Source organism: Micromonospora sp. WMMA1976, from assembly GCF_027497335.1.
In the GTDB taxonomy this organism is placed as follows: domain Bacteria; phylum Actinomycetota; class Actinomycetes; order Mycobacteriales; family Micromonosporaceae; genus Micromonospora; species Micromonospora aurantiaca.
In genome coordinates this window covers 6407790-6427128 of sequence record NZ_CP114912.1, presented here as the reverse complement: position 1 = coordinate 6427128, position 19339 = coordinate 6407790, and the positions used below count along the sequence as shown (strand labels likewise).

At 73.2% G+C, this 19339-nt stretch carries 18 protein-coding genes; 9 read left to right on the top strand and 9 right to left on the bottom strand.

Features of this window, described 5'->3' with window-relative positions; all coding sequences use genetic code 11:
- The first annotated feature begins 12 nt into the window (after positions 1–12).
- Entirely contained in the window at positions 13–627 is a 615-nt protein-coding gene (locus O7546_RS29755) for a DedA family protein (protein WP_269697934.1), read from the top strand.
- Between the two features lie 9 nt (positions 628–636).
- On the opposite strand, the gene O7546_RS29750 is transcribed toward O7546_RS29755, so the two are convergent.
- Both O7546_RS29750 and O7546_RS29745 read right to left on the bottom strand, forming a co-directional pair.
- Positions 637–1281, bottom strand: a complete 645-nt coding sequence (locus O7546_RS29750; protein ID WP_269697932.1) for a response regulator transcription factor — start codon at positions 1279–1281, stop codon at positions 637–639.
- Entirely contained in the window at positions 1278–2420 is a 1143-nt protein-coding gene (locus tag O7546_RS29745) for a histidine kinase (protein ID WP_269697931.1), read from the bottom strand. Before O7546_RS29745 ends, O7546_RS29750 begins: the two co-directional genes overlap by 4 nt.
- Before the next feature lie 160 nt (positions 2421–2580).
- On the opposite strand from O7546_RS29745, the gene O7546_RS29740 reads away from it, so the two are divergent.
- Positions 2581–3258 (top strand): DedA family protein, encoded by a 678-nt coding sequence (locus O7546_RS29740; RefSeq protein WP_269697930.1) that lies wholly within the window; start codon positions 2581–2583, stop codon positions 3256–3258.
- Here the strand turns inward: O7546_RS29740 and O7546_RS29735 are convergent.
- The gene (locus O7546_RS29735) at positions 3233–3871 is read right to left on the bottom strand and encodes a TetR/AcrR family transcriptional regulator (protein ID WP_194800158.1); all 639 of its coding nucleotides are present in this window, start codon (positions 3869–3871) and stop codon (positions 3233–3235) included. The two genes, O7546_RS29740 and O7546_RS29735, sit on opposite strands and share 26 nt — an antisense overlap.
- Positions 3872–3949: 78 nt before the next feature.
- Here O7546_RS29735 and O7546_RS29730 point away from each other — a divergent pair, with 78 nt between their 5' ends.
- The 4 genes from O7546_RS29730 (at position 3950) to O7546_RS29715 (ending at position 8926) form a co-directional block, all read left to right on the top strand.
- Positions 3950–4402, top strand: coding sequence for an SCP2 sterol-binding domain-containing protein (locus O7546_RS29730; RefSeq protein WP_194800159.1), 453 nt, complete (start codon positions 3950–3952; stop codon positions 4400–4402).
- A gap of 1 nt (position 4403) precedes the next feature.
- Positions 4404–5618, top strand: a complete 1215-nt coding sequence (locus O7546_RS29725) for an acyl-CoA dehydrogenase family protein (protein WP_281600295.1) — start codon at positions 4404–4406, stop codon at positions 5616–5618.
- A 166-nt stretch (positions 5619–5784) separates the two neighbouring features.
- Positions 5785–7350 (top strand): AMP-binding protein, encoded by a 1566-nt coding sequence (locus O7546_RS29720; RefSeq protein ID WP_281600294.1) that lies wholly within the window; start codon positions 5785–5787, stop codon positions 7348–7350.
- Positions 7351–7426: 76 nt separating this feature from the next.
- A complete protein-coding gene (locus O7546_RS29715; RefSeq protein ID WP_281600293.1) occupies positions 7427–8926 on the top strand; it encodes a N,N-dimethylformamidase beta subunit family domain-containing protein in 1500 nt (499 codons plus the stop codon).
- Here the strand turns inward: O7546_RS29715 and purD are convergent.
- From purD to O7546_RS29700, 3 genes are all read right to left on the bottom strand, one after another.
- On the bottom strand, positions 8910–10157 hold the full coding sequence (gene purD, locus O7546_RS29710; RefSeq protein ID WP_281600292.1) for a phosphoribosylamine--glycine ligase: 1248 nt from the start codon (positions 10155–10157) through the stop codon (positions 8910–8912). The two genes, O7546_RS29715 and purD, sit on opposite strands and share 17 nt — an antisense overlap.
- A gap of 90 nt (positions 10158–10247) precedes the next feature.
- Positions 10248–11177, bottom strand: coding sequence for a type IV toxin-antitoxin system AbiEi family antitoxin domain-containing protein (locus O7546_RS29705; RefSeq protein ID WP_194800164.1), 930 nt, complete (start codon positions 11175–11177; stop codon positions 10248–10250).
- A gap of 211 nt (positions 11178–11388) precedes the next feature.
- Positions 11389–12678: an adenylosuccinate synthase gene (locus O7546_RS29700; protein ID WP_120572356.1), complete on the bottom strand. Its 1290-nt coding sequence runs from the start codon at positions 12676–12678 to the stop codon at positions 11389–11391.
- Positions 12679–12799: 121 nt separating this feature from the next.
- Here O7546_RS29700 and O7546_RS29695 point away from each other — a divergent pair, with 121 nt between their 5' ends.
- Positions 12800–13798, top strand: a complete 999-nt coding sequence (locus O7546_RS29695) for a diacylglycerol kinase family protein (protein WP_281600291.1) — start codon at positions 12800–12802, stop codon at positions 13796–13798.
- Positions 13799–13872: 74 nt separating this feature from the next.
- Positions 13873–15720, top strand: a complete 1848-nt coding sequence (locus tag O7546_RS29690; RefSeq protein ID WP_194800166.1) for a chromosome partitioning protein — start codon at positions 13873–13875, stop codon at positions 15718–15720.
- A gap of 48 nt (positions 15721–15768) precedes the next feature.
- Here O7546_RS29690 and O7546_RS29685 read toward each other — a convergent pair whose 3' ends face one another.
- The gene (locus O7546_RS29685) at positions 15769–16197 is read right to left on the bottom strand and encodes a DUF3151 domain-containing protein (RefSeq protein WP_194800167.1); all 429 of its coding nucleotides are present in this window, start codon (positions 16195–16197) and stop codon (positions 15769–15771) included.
- Between the two features lie 262 nt (positions 16198–16459).
- On the opposite strand from O7546_RS29685, the gene O7546_RS29680 reads away from it, so the two are divergent.
- Positions 16460–17674 (top strand): hypothetical protein, encoded by a 1215-nt coding sequence (locus O7546_RS29680; protein WP_194800168.1) that lies wholly within the window; start codon positions 16460–16462, stop codon positions 17672–17674.
- Positions 17675–17728: 54 nt separating this feature from the next.
- Here the strand turns inward: O7546_RS29680 and fbaA are convergent, their stop codons facing one another.
- Positions 17729–18751: a class II fructose-bisphosphate aldolase gene (gene fbaA, locus O7546_RS29675; RefSeq protein ID WP_194800169.1), complete on the bottom strand. Its 1023-nt coding sequence runs from the start codon at positions 18749–18751 to the stop codon at positions 17729–17731.
- 163 nt (positions 18752–18914) lie between these two features.
- Complete coding sequence (locus tag O7546_RS29670) at positions 18915–19298, bottom strand: phage holin family protein (RefSeq protein WP_135242722.1); 384 nt, start codon at positions 19296–19298, stop codon at positions 18915–18917.
- Positions 19299–19339 lie beyond the last annotated feature (41 nt).

Genomic DNA, 19339 nt, shown 5'->3' with positions numbered 1-19339 from the left:
GAGCATGGGTGCATGGGGGACGTGCTCGACCTGCTGCACCACACGGTGACGTCACCGTGGGTATACCTGGTGATCATCGCGGTCACCGCGGTCGACGCGTTCTTCCCGGCCGTACCGGGCGAAACTGTGGTGATCACCGCGGGGGTCTTCGCGGCCGGCGGCGAGCCGAACCTGGCGCTGGTGATCGTGACCGCCGCGCTCGGCGCGCTCGTGGGCGACCACATCTCGTACGCGATCGGGCGCGGTGGCGGCGCGCACCGGCTGGCCCGCTTCCCGGCGGACAGCAGGCGGCGGGCCAGTTCGGAGTGGGCCCGCCGGGCGGTCGACAGGCGCGGCGGGATGATCCTGACCACCGCCCGGTACGTCCCCGGCGGCCGGACCGCGGTCACGCTGACCATGGGCGCGGTCCGCTACCCGGCGCGCACGTTCCTGCTGTACGACGGCCTGGCGTGCACCACCTGGGGGGTCTACTGCGGGCTGCTGGGCTACTTCGGTGGGCTGGCGTTCGAGCACAACCCGCTGTCCGGGCTGCTCGCCGGCGTCGCCATCTCGCTGGCGGTCACCGGTCTGTTCGAGGCCGTTCGCTGGGGCCGGCGGCGCGCCCGTGAACGCGCCGCCGGCCGGTGACCGGGCTTGTCAGTCCAGCAGGTCGGCGTCGTGCACGAGGATGGCGAGCTGCACCCGGTTGGCCACACCGAGCTTGGCCAGCGCGCGGCTGACGTGCGTCTTCACGGTCGCCTCACTGGCACCCACCCGGCGGCCCACCTCGGCGTTCCCGTCACCCCGGGCCACCTCGCGCACGACCGCCGCCTCCCGCTCGGTCAGCCGGGACAGCCGCTGCCGGGCCGCCTCCCGTCGCGCCGGACCACGCTCGGCGAAGGAGCTGATCAGCCGCCGGGTCACCGTCGGCGCGAGCATGGCGTTCCCGGCCGCGACGGTCCGTACGGCGGCGGCGAGTTCCCGGGGCGGTGTGTCCTTGAGGAGGAAGCCGACCGCGCCGGCCCGGAGCGCCTCGTGCACGTACTCGTCCAGGTCGAAGGTGGTCAGCATGACCACCTTCGGTCCGGCGGCCACGATTCCGGAAGCGGCGGCCAGCCCGTCGACGACGGGCATGCGAACGTCCAGCAGCACCACGTCGGGGCGTAGCCGGACAGCGGCGGCCAGCGCCTCGGTACCGTCGGCGGCCTCGCCGACCACGGCGATGTCCGGCGCGGCCTCCAGGATGAGCCGGAGCCCCGCGCGGATGAGCTGCTCGTCGTCCGCGAGCACGACCCGGATCATGACGTCTCCCCGGCCGGCACCAGCGCATGCAGCAGGAATCCGCCGCCGGGGGTCGGCCCCGCCGTGAGCCGCCCACCGGTCAGCTCGACCCGTTCGCGCAGGCCGACCAGGCCGAGCCCGGCACCCGGCAGCACCGGATCGCGACGGTCGGACCGGTCGTTGCGGACGGTGACCTCGACCCCGTCCGCCAGGTGCCGCAGGCGTACGTCGACCGCCGCGTCCGGGGCGTGTTTCCGCACATTCGTCAGCCCTTCCTGCACCACCCGGTGCACGGTGCGGGCCACCGCGTCCGGCACCGGCCCGGGTGTTCCCTCGTCCGACCGGCTCACCCGCAGCCCGGCCGCGCGCGACTCACGGACCAGGTCGTCGACCGTGTCCCAACCCGGTGCCGGGAGCGGCCGTTCCTGACGCAGCACGCCGAGCACCTCCCGCAGGTCGGTCAAAGCGGCCCGGCCCGTGGACCGGATCAACGCGGCCGTCTCGACCGTGGCGGGGTCGGCCGTGGTCACCTCCAGGGCACCCGCGTGCACCACCATGAGCGAGACCCGGTGCGCGACGACGTCGTGCATCTCCCGCGCGATCCTGGCCCGTTCGTCGGCCCGTACCCGGTCGGCACGCGCCTCCTGCTCGCGCTCCAGCCGCTCGGCCCGGTCCCGCAGGGCCACCAGGGCGTCCCGGCGGGCGCGGATCCAGAGCCCGACGATCGCCGGAGCGATCACCAGCCAGGCGTAGAACACCACCGCGTTTGCGGGGGTGGCCATGACCAGGCGGCGTTCGCCACCCACCGCGCTGCCGACCGCCATTCCGGCGAGCATGACCGGGAGCGTCCCGAGCAGGTACGCGGCGAGGTGCCGGCCCCGCAGTCCGGTGCCGGCCCGCCAGGACGTGACCACGACGGCCGCCCAGGCGGCCAGGACCAGCCAGCCCACGGCGGCCACGACGGGTAGCACCCAGCGGCGTGACGAGAGCACCGAGGCGCCGGTGGCCAGCGCGAGCAGTAGGATCACCGCGGTCGGCAACGGCGAGCGGACACCGAGCCCGCCGGTCGCCGAGGCCCAGGTGGCGGCGGCCACCGTCCCGGCCAGCAGCACCGGCAGGTACGGTTCGACGCGCCGGACGGCGCCCAGCCAGGCGGTCACCTGACGAGCCTAGGCCCGGCGGGCCCGCGACGGCACCGGGCTCGGGGAGGGTTGGGTGCCGACCCCGAGACCACCTCGGGGTACGGCACGACGAAAGTGAACCCCCACGGCCGACCGACGGCAGATTCCCCGGGACGCCGGCCGGACCAGCATCGACGCCATGGATGCCGCTCTCGAACTGCTCCACGACACGATCTCTTCGCCGTGGGTCTACCTGGCGCTGTTCGCCATCGCCGTCGTGGACGGGTTCTTCCCCGTCGTACCGAGCGAGACGGCTGTCATCACGGCAGGCGTCTTCGCGGCCACCGGCCAGCCGGACCTGCCGCTGGTGATCAGCGTGGCCGCGCTCGGCGCGCTGGTCGGCGACCACGTCTCCTACGCGATCGGCCGGCACGGCGGCGCGCGGCTGCTGGACCGGCTGCCACGGGAGAGCCGTCGGCGGGCCGCGGTGGACCGGGCCCGGCGCGGGATCGCCGTGCGCGGCGGACTCATCCTCACCGTCGCCCGGTACGTGCCGGGTGGCCGGACCGCGGTCACCCTCACCATGGGCGCGACCCGCTTTCCCCGACGGCGGTTCCTCGCCTTCGACGCGCTCGCCGCCGCCACCTGGGGCACCTACTCGGCGTCGGTGGGCTATCTCGGTGGGCTGGCCTTCGAGCGGGACCCTGTTCGTGGCCTGCTGTTCGGGCTGGGGCTCGCGCTCACCGTGACGCTGGTGGTGGAGGTGGCGCGCTGGGCCCGGGGGCGCCGCGCACCGCAGGTGTCAAGAAGGGACCCTTCCTCTACCGGAGACGTCAAGAAGAGGCCCTTCCTTACACCGCCGGCGGATGCCAGGTGACGCCGCGCAGAAGCTGGTCGGCGCCGAGCCAGGCCACGTTCATCATCCGCGTCGCCGTCTTCCCCGCGTCCGCCTCCGGGTGGTCGGCCAGCCAGTCGGCGAGGGACTCGCTGGCGCCGACCAGCCCGTACGCGACCACCTCCAGGTCGGTGGCGCCGACCTCGCGGCCGGAGGCGCGCAGCGCGTGGTCGAGCATCCCGGCGACCACCTCGACCAGCCGGCCCCGCATGGTGGCGAGTTCGGCGGCGAACGGCTGGGAGCCGCGGGCCTGCCGGTAGAGCACCGCCCAGCCGTCGCGGTGTGCGCCGACGAAGCCGAAGAACGCGCGCAGCCCGCGCCAGAGCCGCTCGTCGGCGGGCAGGTCGGGGGCGGCGGCGCCGGCGATCGCCTCCATCATCCGGGTGCTCTCCCGGTGCAGGCAGGCGATGAAGAGTTCCTCCTTGGTGCCGAGGTAGGCGTACACCATCGGCTTGGAGATGCCGGCGTCGTCGGCGATCTCGTCCATGCTGGCGGCGTGGAAGCCGCGGCGGGAGAACACCTTCACCGCCGCGTCGAGCATCTGCTGCTCGCGTACGGCGCGGGGGAGGCGCTTGAAGGTCGGCGTGCTGGACACCCTTGCGAGCATACCTACCCGTGCGTAAGGTTACGCCAGAGTAACCAAAGTGGCCCCGCCCGAGAGGTGCAATCCCCCATGACTGACTTCGACCCGGCCAACTTCGCGAACGTCGGCCCGAAGGAATTCGCGCAGCTGGTCAAGTCCACGCCGGACGCCAAGATCGCCGAGATCATGTCCGGTGACGCGCGCGGCAAGATCCTCAGCGAGGTCTTCAACCGGATGCCCACGCTGTTCCGCGCCGACCGCGCCGGTGCCACGAACGCGGTCATCCACTGGAACATCACCGGCCGTCCGGACGGTGGCACCGACACCTACGAGATCGTCATCGAGAACGGCACCTGCACCGTCTCGGAGACCGCGACCCGCGACCCGAAGCTGAGCCTCACCATGGGCCCGGTCGAGTTCCTGAAGATCGTCTCCGGTGGCGCCAACCCGGTGATGATGTTCATGACCGGCAAGCTGAAGGCCAAGGGCGACCTGGGCCTGGCCGCCAACATCGCCAACCTGTTCGACATCCCCAAGGCCTGACATGGCCGAGTTCTCGCTCGACCTGAACGAGGAACAGCGGGACCTTCGCGACTGGGTGCACGGCTTCGCCGCCGAGGTCGTGCGCCCGGCCGCGGCCGAGTGGGACGCCCGGGAGGAGACCCCCTGGCCGATCATCCAGGAGGCCGCGAAGGTCGGCCTGTACGGGTTCGAGTTCCTCGCCACCTGCTGGGCCGACCCCACCGGCCTCTCCCTGCCGATCGCCAGCGAGGAACTCTTCTGGGGTGACGCCGGCATCGGCCTGAGCATCTTCGGCACCTCCCTCGCGGTCGCCGCGATCTACGGCGCCGGCACCCCCGACCAGCTCGTCGAGTGGGTGCCGCAGTGCTTCGGCGACGTCGACTCCCCGGCCGTCGCCGCGTTCTGCACGAGCGAGCCGGAGGCCGGGTCCGACGTCGGCTCGATGCGTACCCGCGCCGTCTACGACGAGGCCACCGACGAGTGGGTGCTCAACGGACAGAAGGCGTACGCCACGAACGGCGGCATCGCCGGGGTGCACGTGGTGACCGCCTCGATCGAGCCGGAGCTGGGCTCGCGCGGCCAGGCCGCTTTCGTCGTACCCCCAGGCAATCCCGGTCTGGCCGCCACCCGCAAGCTGCGCAAGCTGGGGCTGCGCGCCTCGCACACCGCGGACGTCTTCCTCGACGACGTCCGGGTGCCCGGCCGCTGCCTGCTCGGCGGCAAGGACGCGCTCGACGAGCGTCTGGCCCGCGCCCGGTCCGGGCAGCGCGCCTCCGGTCAGGCAGCGATGCGGACGTTCGAGCTGTCCCGCCCGACGGTCGGCGCGCAGGCGCTCGGCGTGGCGCGCGCCGCCTACGAGTACGCCCTGGACTACGCCAAGGAGCGGGTCCAGTTCGGACGGCCGATCATCGAAAACCAGGCGGTCGCGTTCGCGCTCGCCGACATGAAGATGGAGATCGACGCGGCCCGGCTGCTGGTCTGGCGCGCCTCCTGGATGGGCCGCAACAACCGGCCGTTCACCGCCGGCGAGGGCTCGATGTCCAAGCTCAAGGCCGGCGAGGTGGCCGTCTCGGTGACCGACAAGGCGGTCCAGCTCCTCGGCGGCGCCGGCTTCCTGCGCGACCACCCGGTCGAGCGGTGGTACCGCGACGCCAAGATCTACACCATCTTCGAGGGCACCTCCGAGATCCAGCGGCTGGTCATCTCCCGCGCCATCTCCGGGATGCAGATCCGCTGACCACCGGCGGGCCGCGGCCCGACCCGTGACGGCACGAGAGTCGTCGCGGGCCGGGCCGCCGCTCCCGGGCCGACCCGAACCGCGATCGGGCACAAGATCACGCCGAACCGGACGGCCGACCGTCCGGAGCCTGGTCGACGAACCACGAACGCGAAGGAGTTGCGCCGTGGACCTGCCGTTCATCGCCGCCACGCTGACCCGACGTGGACTGCTCGCCCCGGGTGGACCGATCCGCGTGGTCTCCCAGCTCAACGCGCTGCGCCGGTGGGGCTGGAGCCTCGCCGGGGAGCTGCGCCAGGCCGCCGCCCGCGACCCCGGCCGCGTCGCCGTGGTCGACGAGCAGGGCGCCACCATGACGTACCAGGACCTGCTCGACCGTTCCGAGCGGCTGGCCCGGTCGCTGCGCTCCCACCTCGGCGTGCAGACCGGCGACCGGGTGGGGGTGCTCTGCCGCAACCACCACGGCCTGATCGAGGCGATAGTCGCAGCGATGCTGCTCGGCGCGGACGCCGTCCTGGTCAACACCGGCCTGTCCGCCGCGCAACTGGTGACCGTGGCCGAGGAACAGGGCCTGCGCGTCCTGGTGCACGACGGCGAGTTCACCGAACGCGTCCTCGGCCTCCCGGCCGAGCTGCACCGGGTCGACGAGCGGGGGCAGGAGGAGCTGATCGCCGCCGCCGTGCCCGGGGAGAAGCTCCAGCCGCCGGAGCGCGACGGCCGCACCATAGTGCTGACCTCCGGCACCACCGGCGCACCCAAGGGCGCCCGCCGGCCCACCCCGCACGGCTTCGGCCCGTTGGTGTCCATCATCGACAGAATCCCGCTGCACGCGAAGAACACCGTGATGATCGCCGCGCCGATCTTCCACACCTGGGGGTACGCCGCACTTCAGGTCTCGTTCGCGCTGCGCGCCACTGTCGTGCTGCACCGGCGCTTCGATCCGGCCGCCACGCTCGCCGCGCTCGTCGACCAGCGGTGCGACGGGATGTTCGCCGTACCGGTGATGCTGCAACGGCTGATGGAGGTCGCGCCGCCGCAGCCCCGGCCGCCGCTCAAGGTGGTGGCGGTCAGCGGATCCGCGCTGCCCGGCAACCTGGCCACCGCCTTCATGGACCGGTACGGCGACGTGCTCTACAACCTCTACGGCTCGACCGAGGTGTCCTGGGCCTCCATCGCCGGCCCGCCCGAACTGCGCGCCGCGCCCACCACCGCGGGCCGCCCGCCGCACGGCACCCGGCTGGCCATCCTGGACGAGGCCGGCCGGCCGGTCCGCGACGGCGAGGTCGGACGGATCTTCGTCGGCAACGAGATGCTGTTCGAGGGCTACACCTCGGGCACCGGCCGGGAGAGCCGCGACGGTCTGCTCGACACCGGCGACCTGGGCCGGCTCAACGCCGACGGACTGCTCTTCGTGGACGGCCGCGCGGACGACATGATCGTCTCGGGTGGCGAGAACGTCTTCCCGTCCGAGGTGGAGGATCTGATCGCCCGGTTGCCGCAGGTCCGCGAGGTCGCCGTGATCGGCGTACCGGACCCCGACTACGGTCAGCGGCTGGCCGCGTTCCTGGCGCTGCGGGCCGGCGAGACGCTCGACCCGGAGGCGGTCCGCGAGTACGTCCGGCGCTACCTGGCCCGCTTCTCCGTGCCCCGCGACGTGGTGTTCGTCAAGTACCTGCCGCGCAACGCCACCGGCAAGGTGCTCACCCGGGAGCTGCGCCGCTACTTCGATTGATCAACATCGGACAGACAGCCCCGGCCGCCCGGTGCTACCTTCTCTCCCGACCGGACGGGGAACGGGGAGAACCACAATGGACCGGTTTCGGCGGCGTACCGCGCTCGGCCTCCTCGTCGGAGGCGCGTCCGCCGCCGCGCTCGGCTCGTTCGACCCGGTCCACGGCCGGCCCGACGACCCACCCACCCGCTGGCCGGTTCCGCCCGTCGAGCGGGAGAACCGCGCCGCCGGTGAGCCGTGGTGGCCCGAGCAAGGCGGCCGGGCCGCCGACGACCGGCGGCGTCAGATCCAGGGGTACGCCTCGACGACGAGCGTCGCCCCCGGCGAGGTGATCGATTTCCACGTCGCCGTCAACCCGGGCGGCCGGTTCCGGATCAGCGTGCACCGCATCGGCTGGTACGACGGCGCGGGCGCCCGCACGCTGCTGACCAGCCCCGACCTGCGCGGCGTGCCGCAACCGGTGCCGGTCGCCGACCCGGACACCGGTGTGCTCGCCTGCCGGTGGCCGGTGTCGTGGCGCCTGCCCGTCCCGCACGGCTGGACCTCCGGCCTCTACCAGGCGGTCTTCACCTCGGCCGGCGGCTGGCGAGCGTGCACTCCGTTCGTGGTGCGCGACGACAGGCGCCCGGCCGCGCTCTGCGTGGTGCTACCGGTGACCACCTGGCAGGCGTACAACCAGTGGCCGCGCGACCGGCGGCTCGGCAAGAGCCTCTACAACGGCTACCGGCCCGACGGGCGGCGCGACCCGGCGCTGCGGGCACGTGCGGTCTCCTTCGACCGCCCGTACGCCGACGCGGGCCGGCCCACCCACTTCGACCGCGACGAGGCAGCGGTCCGGTGGCTGGAACGCAATCTCTACGACGTCAGCTACGCCACCAGCTTCGACCTGCACTCCGGGCGACTCGACCCGGCCCGGTACCGGGGCCTGGTGTTCTGCGGGCACGACGAGTACTGGTCGGCCGAGATGCGCCGCGCCACCGAGGTCGGCCTGGACGGGGGCACCAGCCTCGCGTTCCTCGGCGCGAACAGCGTCTACTGGCACGCCCGCGTACGCCCCGCCGCCGGCGGCCGCCCCGAACGGATCGTGGAGTGCGCCAAGACGCTCCCCGACCCGGGCGCCGGCACCGGCGACCCGACTGTGACGTGGCGCGACCTCGACCGGCCGGAACAGGCGCTGCTCGGCGTGCAGTACAACGGCATCGTGCTGACCCCGCAGCCGCTGGTGGTGCGCGGTGCCGACAACTGGGTGTGGTCCGGCACCGGCGTCGCCGACGGCGACCGCATCCCGGGCGTGGTCGCGGGCGAGGCGGACGGGCTGCACGCGGCCCTCGCCCGGCCCGCCGGGACCACGCTCAGCTCGTCGCCGTACCCGGCGCAGCAGGGCGGCCGACGACTCCAGAGCAGCCACGTCTACGAGACGGCACGCGGCGCCGTGGTGTTCGCCAGCGGCACGCTCGGCTGGACGCTGGCTCTGGACCGGCAGGGGCACCGCGACCCGCGCATCGAGCGGGCCACGGCGAACGTGCTCAACCGGATGGCCGGCCGCCGACGCGGGACGGTCAGCCCGGGATCGTGATCCGGCCGTCCACCGCCGCCGCCGCGATGTCGGTGCGGTGGTGGGAACCGGCCAGCTCCACGTCGCGTACCAACTCGTAGGCGGCGTCGCGCGCGGCGGCCAGGTCCGGCCCGGTCGCCGTACCGCAGAGGACCCGGCCCCCGGCGGACCGCAACGTGCCGTCGGCGTCCCGGCGGGTGCCGGCGTGGATGATCCCGGCGCGGTCCGCGCCGGTGATCACGTCACCGGTACGCGGGCCCGCCGGATAGCCGTCGGCCGCCACCACGACCGTCACGGCCGCGCCGTCGCGCCACCGCAGCGGCGGGTGCGCGCCGAGCGTGCCGGTGGCGGCGGCGTGCAGCAGCCCGCCCAGCGGCGTCTCCAGCAGGGCGAGCACGACCTGCGTCTCCGGGTCGCCGAAGCGCGCGTTGAACTCGATGACACGCGGGCCGGACGGGGTGATCGCCAGGCCCACGTAGAGCAGGCCGGCGAACGGGGTGCCCCGGCGGCGCAGCTCCGCCAGCGTCGGGTGCACCACGTCGCGCATCACGTCCTCGACCAGGTTCGGCGGGGCCCACGGCAGCGGCGCGTACGCGCCCATGCCGCCCGTGTTCGGCCCGGTGTCACCGTCGCCGACCCGCTTGAAGTCCTGCGCCGGAAGCAGCGGCACCGCCGCCTCGCCGTCGGTCACCACGAACAGGGAGACCTCGGGACCGGACAGGTATTCCTCGATCACCACCCGGCCGCACTCCGCCGCGTGCCGCTCGGCGGCCGCCCGGTCGTCGGTGACCACCACACCCTTGCCGGCGGCGAGCCCGTCGTCCTTCACCACGTACGGCGCACCGAACTCGTCGAGCGCACGCGCCACCGCAGCCGCGTCCTCGCAGGTGTACGCGCGGGCGGTCGGCACCGCCGCGGCGGTCATCACGTCCTTGGCGAACGTCTTCGAGCCCTCCAGCCGGGCCGCCTCCGCGCTCGGGCCGAACACCGCGATGCCCTTGGCGCGTACCGCGTCGGCGACGCCCGCCACCAGCGGCGCCTCCGGACCGACGACCACCAGGTCGGCCGCGACCTCGACGGCGAGGGCCGCCACTGCCGCCGGGTCGGTGGGTGTCACCTCCCGCAACTGCGCCACCGCAGCGATCCCCGGATTCCCCGGCGCCGCAACGAGCGCCTCGACAGCCGGATCCCCGGCGAGTCCGAGCGCGAGAGCGTGCTCCCGCCCACCACCACCCACAAGAAGTACGCGCACGCCCGGCATCCTACTGACCACCCCACCCCACCCCGTCGATCATGAAGTTTGCGTCTCAGATTGAGGGGTGATCGCCCGCAAACTCCTTGATCACCGGCGCTTCGGGCTCTGGCGGAGGGCGTGCTTGACCGTCTGGGGGATGTAGTCGGGACGCAGGGTGTCGGACCAGGTGAAGCGGAGGATCCGCCAGCCGGCGTTGACCAGGCGGTTCTGCCGGAAGCGGTCAGCGTAGACGGCCTCGGGCGTCAGGTGCGGGGCTCGACCGTCCGCCTCCGCGATCAGACGCGCCCCGCGCCATGCCAGGTCCCCGACGCCGAGCAGGTAGCCGTCGTCGTCCCGTACCGGCAGTTGCAGGACCTCCGGCGGGACGCCACCGTCGACGCACCGGAGCCGGGCGCGGGTCTCCAGGGGCGACTGGGCCCGGCCGTCCGCCTCGGCCAGGAACTCCCGAGCGGCGACCGCCCCGCGGCGACCGGCGAGGTACGCGAGCACCAGGGACATGTCGTTCTCGGCCAGGATGCCCTGGTTGAGTGCGGAGTCGAGGACGCACACCGCCGGGTAGCGCCTCGCCCGCAGCAAGACGTCCGCAACGGTGCGCGCCGGAGTCGTGACCGGTACGCCGTCGGCCCGGCACACGTCCGCGTCACCGAGCGTCAACTGATGCACCGTCAGGCTGGGCTCCGCCCGGCGCTGCACGTGCGGACGATGCGGCGGCACCGAGACGTGGATCGCGGCCGTCGGTGGAAGGCCGGCGATGCCGTGCAGCTCGGCGGCGGTGCCCAGCACCGCGACCGCACCCGGCCCGATGCTCGCGATCGCGGCGCGGATCATGGCCCGCCGGAGTGCCACCGGCCCGGCCGGTGACGGCAGGTAGCAGCCACGCGAGATGCGCGTCCATCGCCCGGACCGGACGAGGTACCGGATCTGCTCCCGGCCGACGCCCAGGCGCAACGCCTGCCCGGCCGTCACGAACCCGCCCTGTGTTGCGGCCAGCCGCGTCAGTTCGCCGAATTCACCCACACGCGCAGGCTCCCCCGCGCCACCCCACAGCCGACACCCCTGTGGACAACCTTGTGGACAACCACAGCCACCCTCCCACTGCCTCCCCCGGCCGACCGCCCGCGACCACCCCCGGTGATCAAGGAGTTTGCGTCCGGATCCGACGACGAACTGGACACAAACTCCTTGATCACCGGGGTGAGTGCCCCGGGGCGGAGGGGGCGGGGTGGGGTTAGGGGAGGAGGGGGTGGCGGAGGACGTTTTCCTCTCGGCCTGGGCCTACGCCCACCACGCTCACCCGGGTGCCGGTCAGCTCCTCGATCCGCGCGATGTAGCGTCTCGCGTTCTCCGGGAGCTCGTCCTCGGTCCGCGCCTTGGTGATGTCCTCCCACCAGCCGTCGAGCTCTTCGTAGATCGGCGTGGCGTGGTGGAAGTCGGTCTGCGTCATCGGCATGTCGTCGAAACGCTCGCCGTTGATCTCGTAACCGACGCAGATCGGCACCTTTGCCAGGCCGGTCAGCACGTCCAGCTTGGTGACCACCAGGTCGGTGACGCCGTTGAGGCGGCACGCGTACCGGGCCACCACGGCGTCGAACCAGCCGCAGCGGCGCTCCCGGCCGGTGGTGGTGCCGTACTCGTGGCCGACCTTGCGCAGGTGCTGCCCGTTGTCGTCGAACAGCTCGGTCGGGAACGGGCCGGAGCCCACCCGCGTCGTGTACGCCTTGCTCACCGCGATGACCTTGGTGATCGCGGTCGGCGGGATGCCCGCGCCCACGCACGCCCCGCCGGCCGTCGGATTCGACGAGGTGACGAACGGGTAGGTGCCGTGGTCCATGTCGAGCATGGTGGCCTGGGCGCCCTCCAGCAGCACGGTCTCGCCGCGGTCGAGCGCGTCCCAGAGCATCACCCGGGTCTCGGCGATGTACGGGCGCAGCCGCTCGGCGTATTGGAGGTACTCCTCGACGGTCTCCTCGACGTCGATCGCCTTGCGGTTGTAGATCTTGAACAGCAGCTGGTTCTTCTCGCGGAGCGCCAGCTCCAGCTTCTTGCGCAGGATGCCCGGATCGAGCAGGTCCTGGAGCCGGATGCCCATGCGGGCGACCTTGTCGCCGTACGCGGGACCGATGCCCCGGCCGGTGGTGCCGATGCGGGAGCTGCCGAGGTAGCGCTCGACCACCCGGTCCAGCGCCCGGTGGTGCGGCATGATCAGGTGCGCGTCACCGGAGATGCGCAGGCGGGACACGTCCACGCCGCGCTCGGCGAGTCCGTCGATCTCCTGCAGCAGCACCTTCGGGTCGACCACCACGCCGTTGCCGATCACGATCATCGCGCTCGGTGACAGCGCCCCGGACGGCATGAGATGCAGCGCGTACTTCTGGCCGTCCGGCGTGATCACCGTGTGCCCTGCGTTGTTGCCGCCGGAGTAGCGCACGACGTAGTCGACCCGCTCACCCAGCAGGTCGGTAACCTTGCCCTTGCCCTCGTCGCCCCACTGGGCGCCGAGCAGCACGATCGCTGGCATCTTCTCGCCTCCAGAAGGCTCGGGTGCCAGGTGGCGACCGGTCAGCGAGCCCGGGGTGTCAGGCTAACAAGTAGTGACGGTGGGACCAGCAGGGGTTGGTCGAGAAGCAGGAGGCTCCTTCGTGTACGACGTGGTGCTGCTCACTCTCGGCTCGGAGCGGGACGCTCCCGGTGGTGGCTGCGGCAGCGGCGGCGCCTGCTGCGGCGGCGCGGACGACACCGCCGCCGAGGCCGGCGAGGAGCGCTGCGAGACGCCGCGCGTACCGGTGCTGGCCTGCGCCGACGAGCTGACCGCCCGGGGTGCCCGGGTGACCACCGTGACCGCGCGGTCCGACAAGGAGATCGACGAGGTGTTGGCCCGCCTCGACGGTCCGCCGCGCGCCGACGGACTCACCTGGCCCGATTCCGACGGCAAGACCCGGCTGATCGTCGCCACGGCGAGTGACGGTCAGTTGCGCGCCGTCCTGCGCCGGCTGGTGCGCCGGTACGCTCCGCCGCCGAGCCGCCGCCCCGCGGACCTCGCCGACGACCGTACGGTGCCCGACCTGCCCCCGGTCGGCGTACTCCCGCTCGATCCGGCCCGGTCCGGGACGGCGCGGGACCTGGCCGCGCAGCTCGGGCTGCCCCGGGATCCGGCGGGTGTGGCCGCCGCGGTGCTGGACGGCACCGCCCGGCGGCTCGACCTGCTGCGCAACGACGGCGGCTCGGTGACGCTGGACGGTGCGCTGCTCGGCGCCGCCGACGACGCCGGCCGCCCGCTGCACTGGCGGGCCCGGGTCGAGGTCGACGGCACGGTGCTCAGCGACGGTTCGGAGCCGATCACCGCGTGCGCGATCGGCAACGCGGGCGGGTACGCGCGCCTCGGTGAGGTGGACCTGCTGGGCGGCCCGGATCCGGCCGACGGGCGGGTGACGGTGGGCGTCGCCGTACCGGTGGTGACCCGGTCGGCGTTGGGCCGGAAGAAGGTCCGGCTGGAGGTACGCCGGGCGCGGGGACGCGCGGTGGCGGTGGTGCCCCGCGACGAGAAGGTGCCCTTCCTCGACGACGGCGTCGAGGGCGAACTGAGCCGTAAGCGCTCCTGGTGGACCGAGCCGGGCGCCTGGGCGGTCTGGACGGGCTGACCTCGGTCGATCCCCACCCGGCTCGCGGCGCTGGCCGGACCGCCTATCCTCGGCGGAAGGAATGGGGAGGAACCGTGGTGCACGAGAACGACGACCGGGCCCACGTACCGGGCCGACCGCAGGTGCCGCAGCGGGACGTCGAGCCGCTGTGGCCGCCGGAGGAGACCGACGCGGCGGCGGCCACGATCCCGCCGTGGGCGTCGGTGCCCTGGCCGCTCCCGTCGGCCGACGCTCCCACGCCGGTGGCGGCGGACGTCCCGGCGCCACCGGCACCGGCAGCGGCGGACGTCCCCGCGCCCCAGGCACCGGCAGCGGCTGATGTCCCGGCAACCACGCCCACCTCCGGCACTGCCGGAGCGGCTACCGCGGGCGACGGCGCCGGGAACGGACGGCCCGCCTCGCCGTGGGCGCAGCCGCCGCAGCGGGCCGGGTCGGACTCCGCCACCACGCCGGACCCGCTTCCCGTCGAGGCAGCAGCTCCGCCGGCCGAGGCGGCGGAGGCCGACGGCACCGCGTCCGGCCGCGCCACCGTGGCGCCGCCCCCGCCTCCTGACGCCCTCCCCGAGGACGGCACGGTGTCCGGCCGCGCCACTGTCACCCCGGCACCGTCCCCACCGTCCGACGCCCTCCCCGCCGACGGCGTCGCCGCGGGCCGGGCCACCGTCGCCGGGACGCAGCCGTCACCGGAATCCGGTACGGGACCGGCAGGGCCGGGCGCGTCCGAGCAGACGCCCCGCCTCGGGCCGTTCCCGCCGTCGCCGGGCGTGCCGGCGCAGCCGTCCCCGTACGGCAACGGCTACCCGCCGTCCGCGTACCAGCCGCAACCTGGTCAGCCCGGCTGGTACCCGCCGCCCGGCTGGACGCCCCAGGCCGGCGAGCCGCAGCCGGGCGGCCCGCTGCCGCCGCAGGCGCCGGTGTCGGGCCCGGTGGTGCCGCCACCGCCGCCTCAGCCCGGAGCGCCCCACCCGGAGCAGGGCTGGACACCGCAGCAGGCGGTACCCCCGACCGCCGAGGACTTCGCCCGCCGCCGCCAGGCCCGGCCGGTCGACCCGGTGGCCACGATGGGCGTACGCGCGGTGGTCAACAAGATCGGGCTGGTCCGGCTCCCGCCCGGGCGGCACGAGCAGGAGATGAAGCGCGACATCGAGATGGTCCGCCGCAACTTCGGCGGGCTGCGCCAGGTGACGGTGGTCAACCCGAAGGGCGGCGCCGGCAAGACGGTGGCGATCCTGCTGCTCGCCATGACGTTCGGGCAGAAGCGCGGCGGATACGTGCTGGCCTGGGACAACAACGAGACCCAGGGCACCCTGGGCATGCGGGCCCAGCAGGACTTCCACGCCCGTACGGTGCGGGACATGCTGCGGGACCTGGCCCAGTTCCAGGGGCCGCACGGCCGGGTGGGCGACCTGTCGCAGTACGTCCGCTCGCAGGGCGAGGGCATGTTCGACGTGCTCGCCTCGGACGAGTCGGCGACCGGCGGCGAGATGCTCACCGCCGCCGCGTTCGCGGAGATCCGCGAGGTGGTCAGCCGCTTCTACAAGCTAATCTTCGTGGACACCGGCAACAACGTCCGGGCGCAGAACTGGCAGGCCGCGATGGACGCCACCGACCAGCTCGTGGTGACCATGTCGGCCCGTAACGACTCGGCCGAGACCGCCGCCCGGATGCTCGACCACCTGGAGCAGAGCGGCCGGCAGCGGCTGGTACGCCAGGCGGTCACAGTGGTCTCGATGCCGCCGTCCCGCAAGGAGATCGACCTGCCCGCGATCCAGGCCCACTTCGCGGCGCGGACCCGGGCGGTGCTGCTGGCACCGTACGAGCGGCTCATCGACACCGGCGAGCCGCTGCGGTACGGGCAGCTCTCCTCCGCCACCCGGGACGCCTGGCTGAAGATCGCCGCGTCGGTGGCGGAAGGGCTGTAGGACGGGCGCGACGGCCGACCACGAGAGGGCCGGCCGTCGCGGCAGTGGTCAGTCGCCGGAGAGCGCGTCTCCGGCGGCCGGGTCGCAGTCGCGGAGGAACTGGGCGCACCGGGCCGCCTCGTCCGCCTCGCCGATCTCCCCCGCGGCGCGGGACAGCACGTAGAGGCAGCGGAGGAAGCCCCGGTTGGGCTTGTGCGACCAGGGCACCGGGCCGTGGCCCTTCCAGCCGCTGCGGCGCAGCTGGTCGAGGCCCCGGTGATAGCCGGTGCGGGCGTACGCGTACGCCGTCACGACCTGACCCGCGGCGAGCGAGCGGCCGGCCAGCGCGGCCCAGGCCGCACTGTAGGTCGGGAAACGGGCCGCGACCTCGGCGTACGCCTCGTCGGTGCCCTGCTCGGCCGCCGCCGCCAGCGCGGCGTCGGCCTCCTCGTGGGTCGGGAGCAGGGTGGCCGGTGGCTCAGGCAACAGGTTCTGCATCGCCCCATTCAACCCGCTTCGCCCACGGGTACGCGAGGGGCCCCGCCCGGACGGTTGGCTGAACGGCTGAGGGTTTCGTCACGCCTGCGGCGGGAGCACACGTACCCGCGGCCCATGCCGCCGCCGTGGTTCTTGCACTACAAATACAGATCCGGAGCCTCCCCAGGACCCGGTTATGCAGGAGCCCGGCGGCGTGCCCGCCGGGCTCCTGTCGTTCCCCGCCCCGGTTTCGGCACTTGCCGTGCGGGGGCAGGATGACCTGGTGCCGACCCCACCACCCGCGGACGTCATCGAGCCGCACGCGCCCCACGTCAACGAGATCGAGACCCGCACCGCGTTCGAGCAGCGGCTGGCCGGGGGCACCCTGGCCGGCCTGACCGTGCAGGGCCTGCGCCTCGACCTCGACCCGGTACCCGACCTGCGCGACGTCGACGTCACCGGCACGCTCTTCGTGGGCTGCCGCTTCGCCGGCCGGGAGGTGGGCGCGGACCTGGTCCGCCGGGGCGCCAACGTGGTCCCGCCGTTCTCCGGGCTGCCGTATCCGACCCAGCCGTCGCACCTCTACACCGCCGACGAGCTGGCCGCCGGGTTCGCCGAGGGCGGGTTCGCCGAGATGTACGACACCCGGGTGTACGCGCACTTCCGGGCACACGGCGGCGCGCTGCCCGACGTACGCGAGGCGCTCGGGCAGCGACTGCACGACCACGGTGTGGACAACGCGCTCGCCGACGCCACCCGGTCGTGGCTGGCCGCGCACGGGCCGCAGTCGGTGGTGGGGGTGATGGGCGGGCACGCGGTGCCGCGCGGCAGCGTCGCGTACCGGATGGCCGCGGTGCTGGGCTGGGAGCTGGCGCGGGCCGACCGCCTGGTGGTCACCGGCGGCGGTCCGGGCGTGATGGAGGCGGCGAACCTCGGCGCGTTCCTCGCGGCCTGGCCGGCCGAGGAGCTGTCCGCCGCGATCGACGTGCTCGCCGTCGCGCCGGACTTCACCGACCACGACCGGTACACGGCGGCGGCGCTGGCGGTGCGCAAGCGGTACGCGGACGGCACGTCGCTGCCCTCGCCCCGCCCGTCGGCGCCGGGCACCGAGTGGGCCCGTTCCGGCGGGCTGGCCATCCCCACCTGGCTGTACGGCCACGAGCCGGCGAACCTGTTCGCGGGCCGGATCGCGAAGTACTTCTCCAACGCCATCCGGGAGGACACCATCCTGCGGCTGGCCCGGGGCGGGATCGTGTTCGCGCCCGGCAAGGCCGGCACCGTGCAGGAGGTGTTCCAGGCGGCCACCAAGACGTTCTACGGCACCGACGGGGCGAGCGGGGCGTACGTCTTCCTGGACCGCACGTACTGGACCACCGAGCTGCCGGTGGAGTCGCTGCTGCGGCCGCTGTTCGCCGCGTCCCCGTTCGGCGACCTGTCGCACACGATCCACCTGACCGACGACGTCCGCGAGGCCGTCCGGGTGCTGACCGGCGGGTGAGACACGGAAGGCCGGCCCCGTCCGGGTGCCGGCCTTCCGTTCACGCGCGGGGCGTCACTTCATGGTGGTACCGGTGGAGCGCAGGTGCTCGCAGGCCTCGACCACGCGGGCGGCCATGCCGGCCTCGGCGGCCTTGCCCCAGACGCGCGGGTCGTACATCTTCTTGTTGCCGACCTCGCCGTCGACCTTCAGCACGCCGTCGTAGTTGCGGAACATGTGGTCCGCGACCGGGCGGGTGAAGGTGTACTGGGTGTCGGTGTCGATGTTCATCTTCACCACGCCGTAGTCCAACGCCTCCCGGATCTCCGACAGCAGCGAGCCGGAGCCGCCGTGGAAGACCAGGCTGAGCGGCTTGTCCTTGCCGTACTTGGCGCCCACCGCCACCTGGATGTCGTGCAGCACCGAGGGGCGCAGCTTGACGTTGCCCGGCTTGTAGACGCCGTGCACGTTGCCGAAGGTCAGCGCCGCCATGTAGCGGCCCTTCTCGCCCAGGCCGAGCGCGTCGACCATCGCCAGGCCGTCCTCGACGGTGGTGTAGAGCTTGTCGTTGATGGCGTTCTCGACGCCGTCCTCCTCGCCGCCGACGACGCCGACCTCGATCTCGAGGACGATCTTGCCCTTGGCGGCCTCGGCGAGGAGCTGCTCGGCGATCTCCAGGTTCTCCGCCACCGGCACGGCCGAGCCGTCCCACATGTGCGACTGGAACAGCGGCTCCTGGCCGTTCTTGACGCGCTCCTGCGAGATGGCCATCAGCGGCCGGACGAACTTGTCCAGCTTGTCCTTCGGGCAGTGGTCGGTGTGCAGCGCGATGTTCACCGGGTACTTCTTGGCGACCTCGTGCGCGTACGCGGCGAACGCCGTCGCGCCGGTCACCATGTCCTTCACGGACGGGCCGGACAGGTACTCCGCACCACCGGTGGAGACCTGGATGATGCCGTCGCTCTCCGCGTCGGCGAAGCCCTTGAGCGCCGCGTTCAGCGTCTGCGAGGAGGTCACGTTGATCGCGGGGTACGCGTACCGGCCGGCCTTGGCCCGGTCCAGCATCTCCGCGTAAGCCTCGGGGGAAGCGATGGGCATGTCGAACGCTCCTTACTTACCGCTCTCGGCCGTGCAGGCCGCTGTCTTCCATGGGCGCGACCCGTTCCGGTCGCTCACGTCCACGGTTGCGCCGGACCGCGCTGTCCACCGCGGGCAGTATCCCGCAGGAGCGTGAGCGGGGCACAACCGGCCCGGACGCCGCTCACCGGTTCTCCAGCCGGTCCGGTACGACGACGCTGATCAGCCAGCTCACCACCGCGACCACGATGGCGCCCCAGAAGGCGGCCCAGAAGCCGTCCACGTGGAACGGGAGCTTCAGCACCCCGGCGATCCAGTCGGTCAGCAGGAACAGCAGCGCGTTCACCACGAGCGCGAACAGGCCGAGCGTGAGCAGGTAGAACACGCAGCCGAACACCTTGATGAGCGGCTTGAGCACCGCGTTCACGACACCGAAGACCAGTGCCACCACGATCAGGGTGAGCACGTTGCTGCCGGTGTTGCGGCCGCTCACCTCCACTCCGGGCACGATCAGGGTCGCGATCCACAACGCGACCGCGGTGATCGCCAGTCGGATCAGGAAGCCCATGCCTCCCATCCTGGCACCGGCCGTGCGCCGGGAGCGGGACA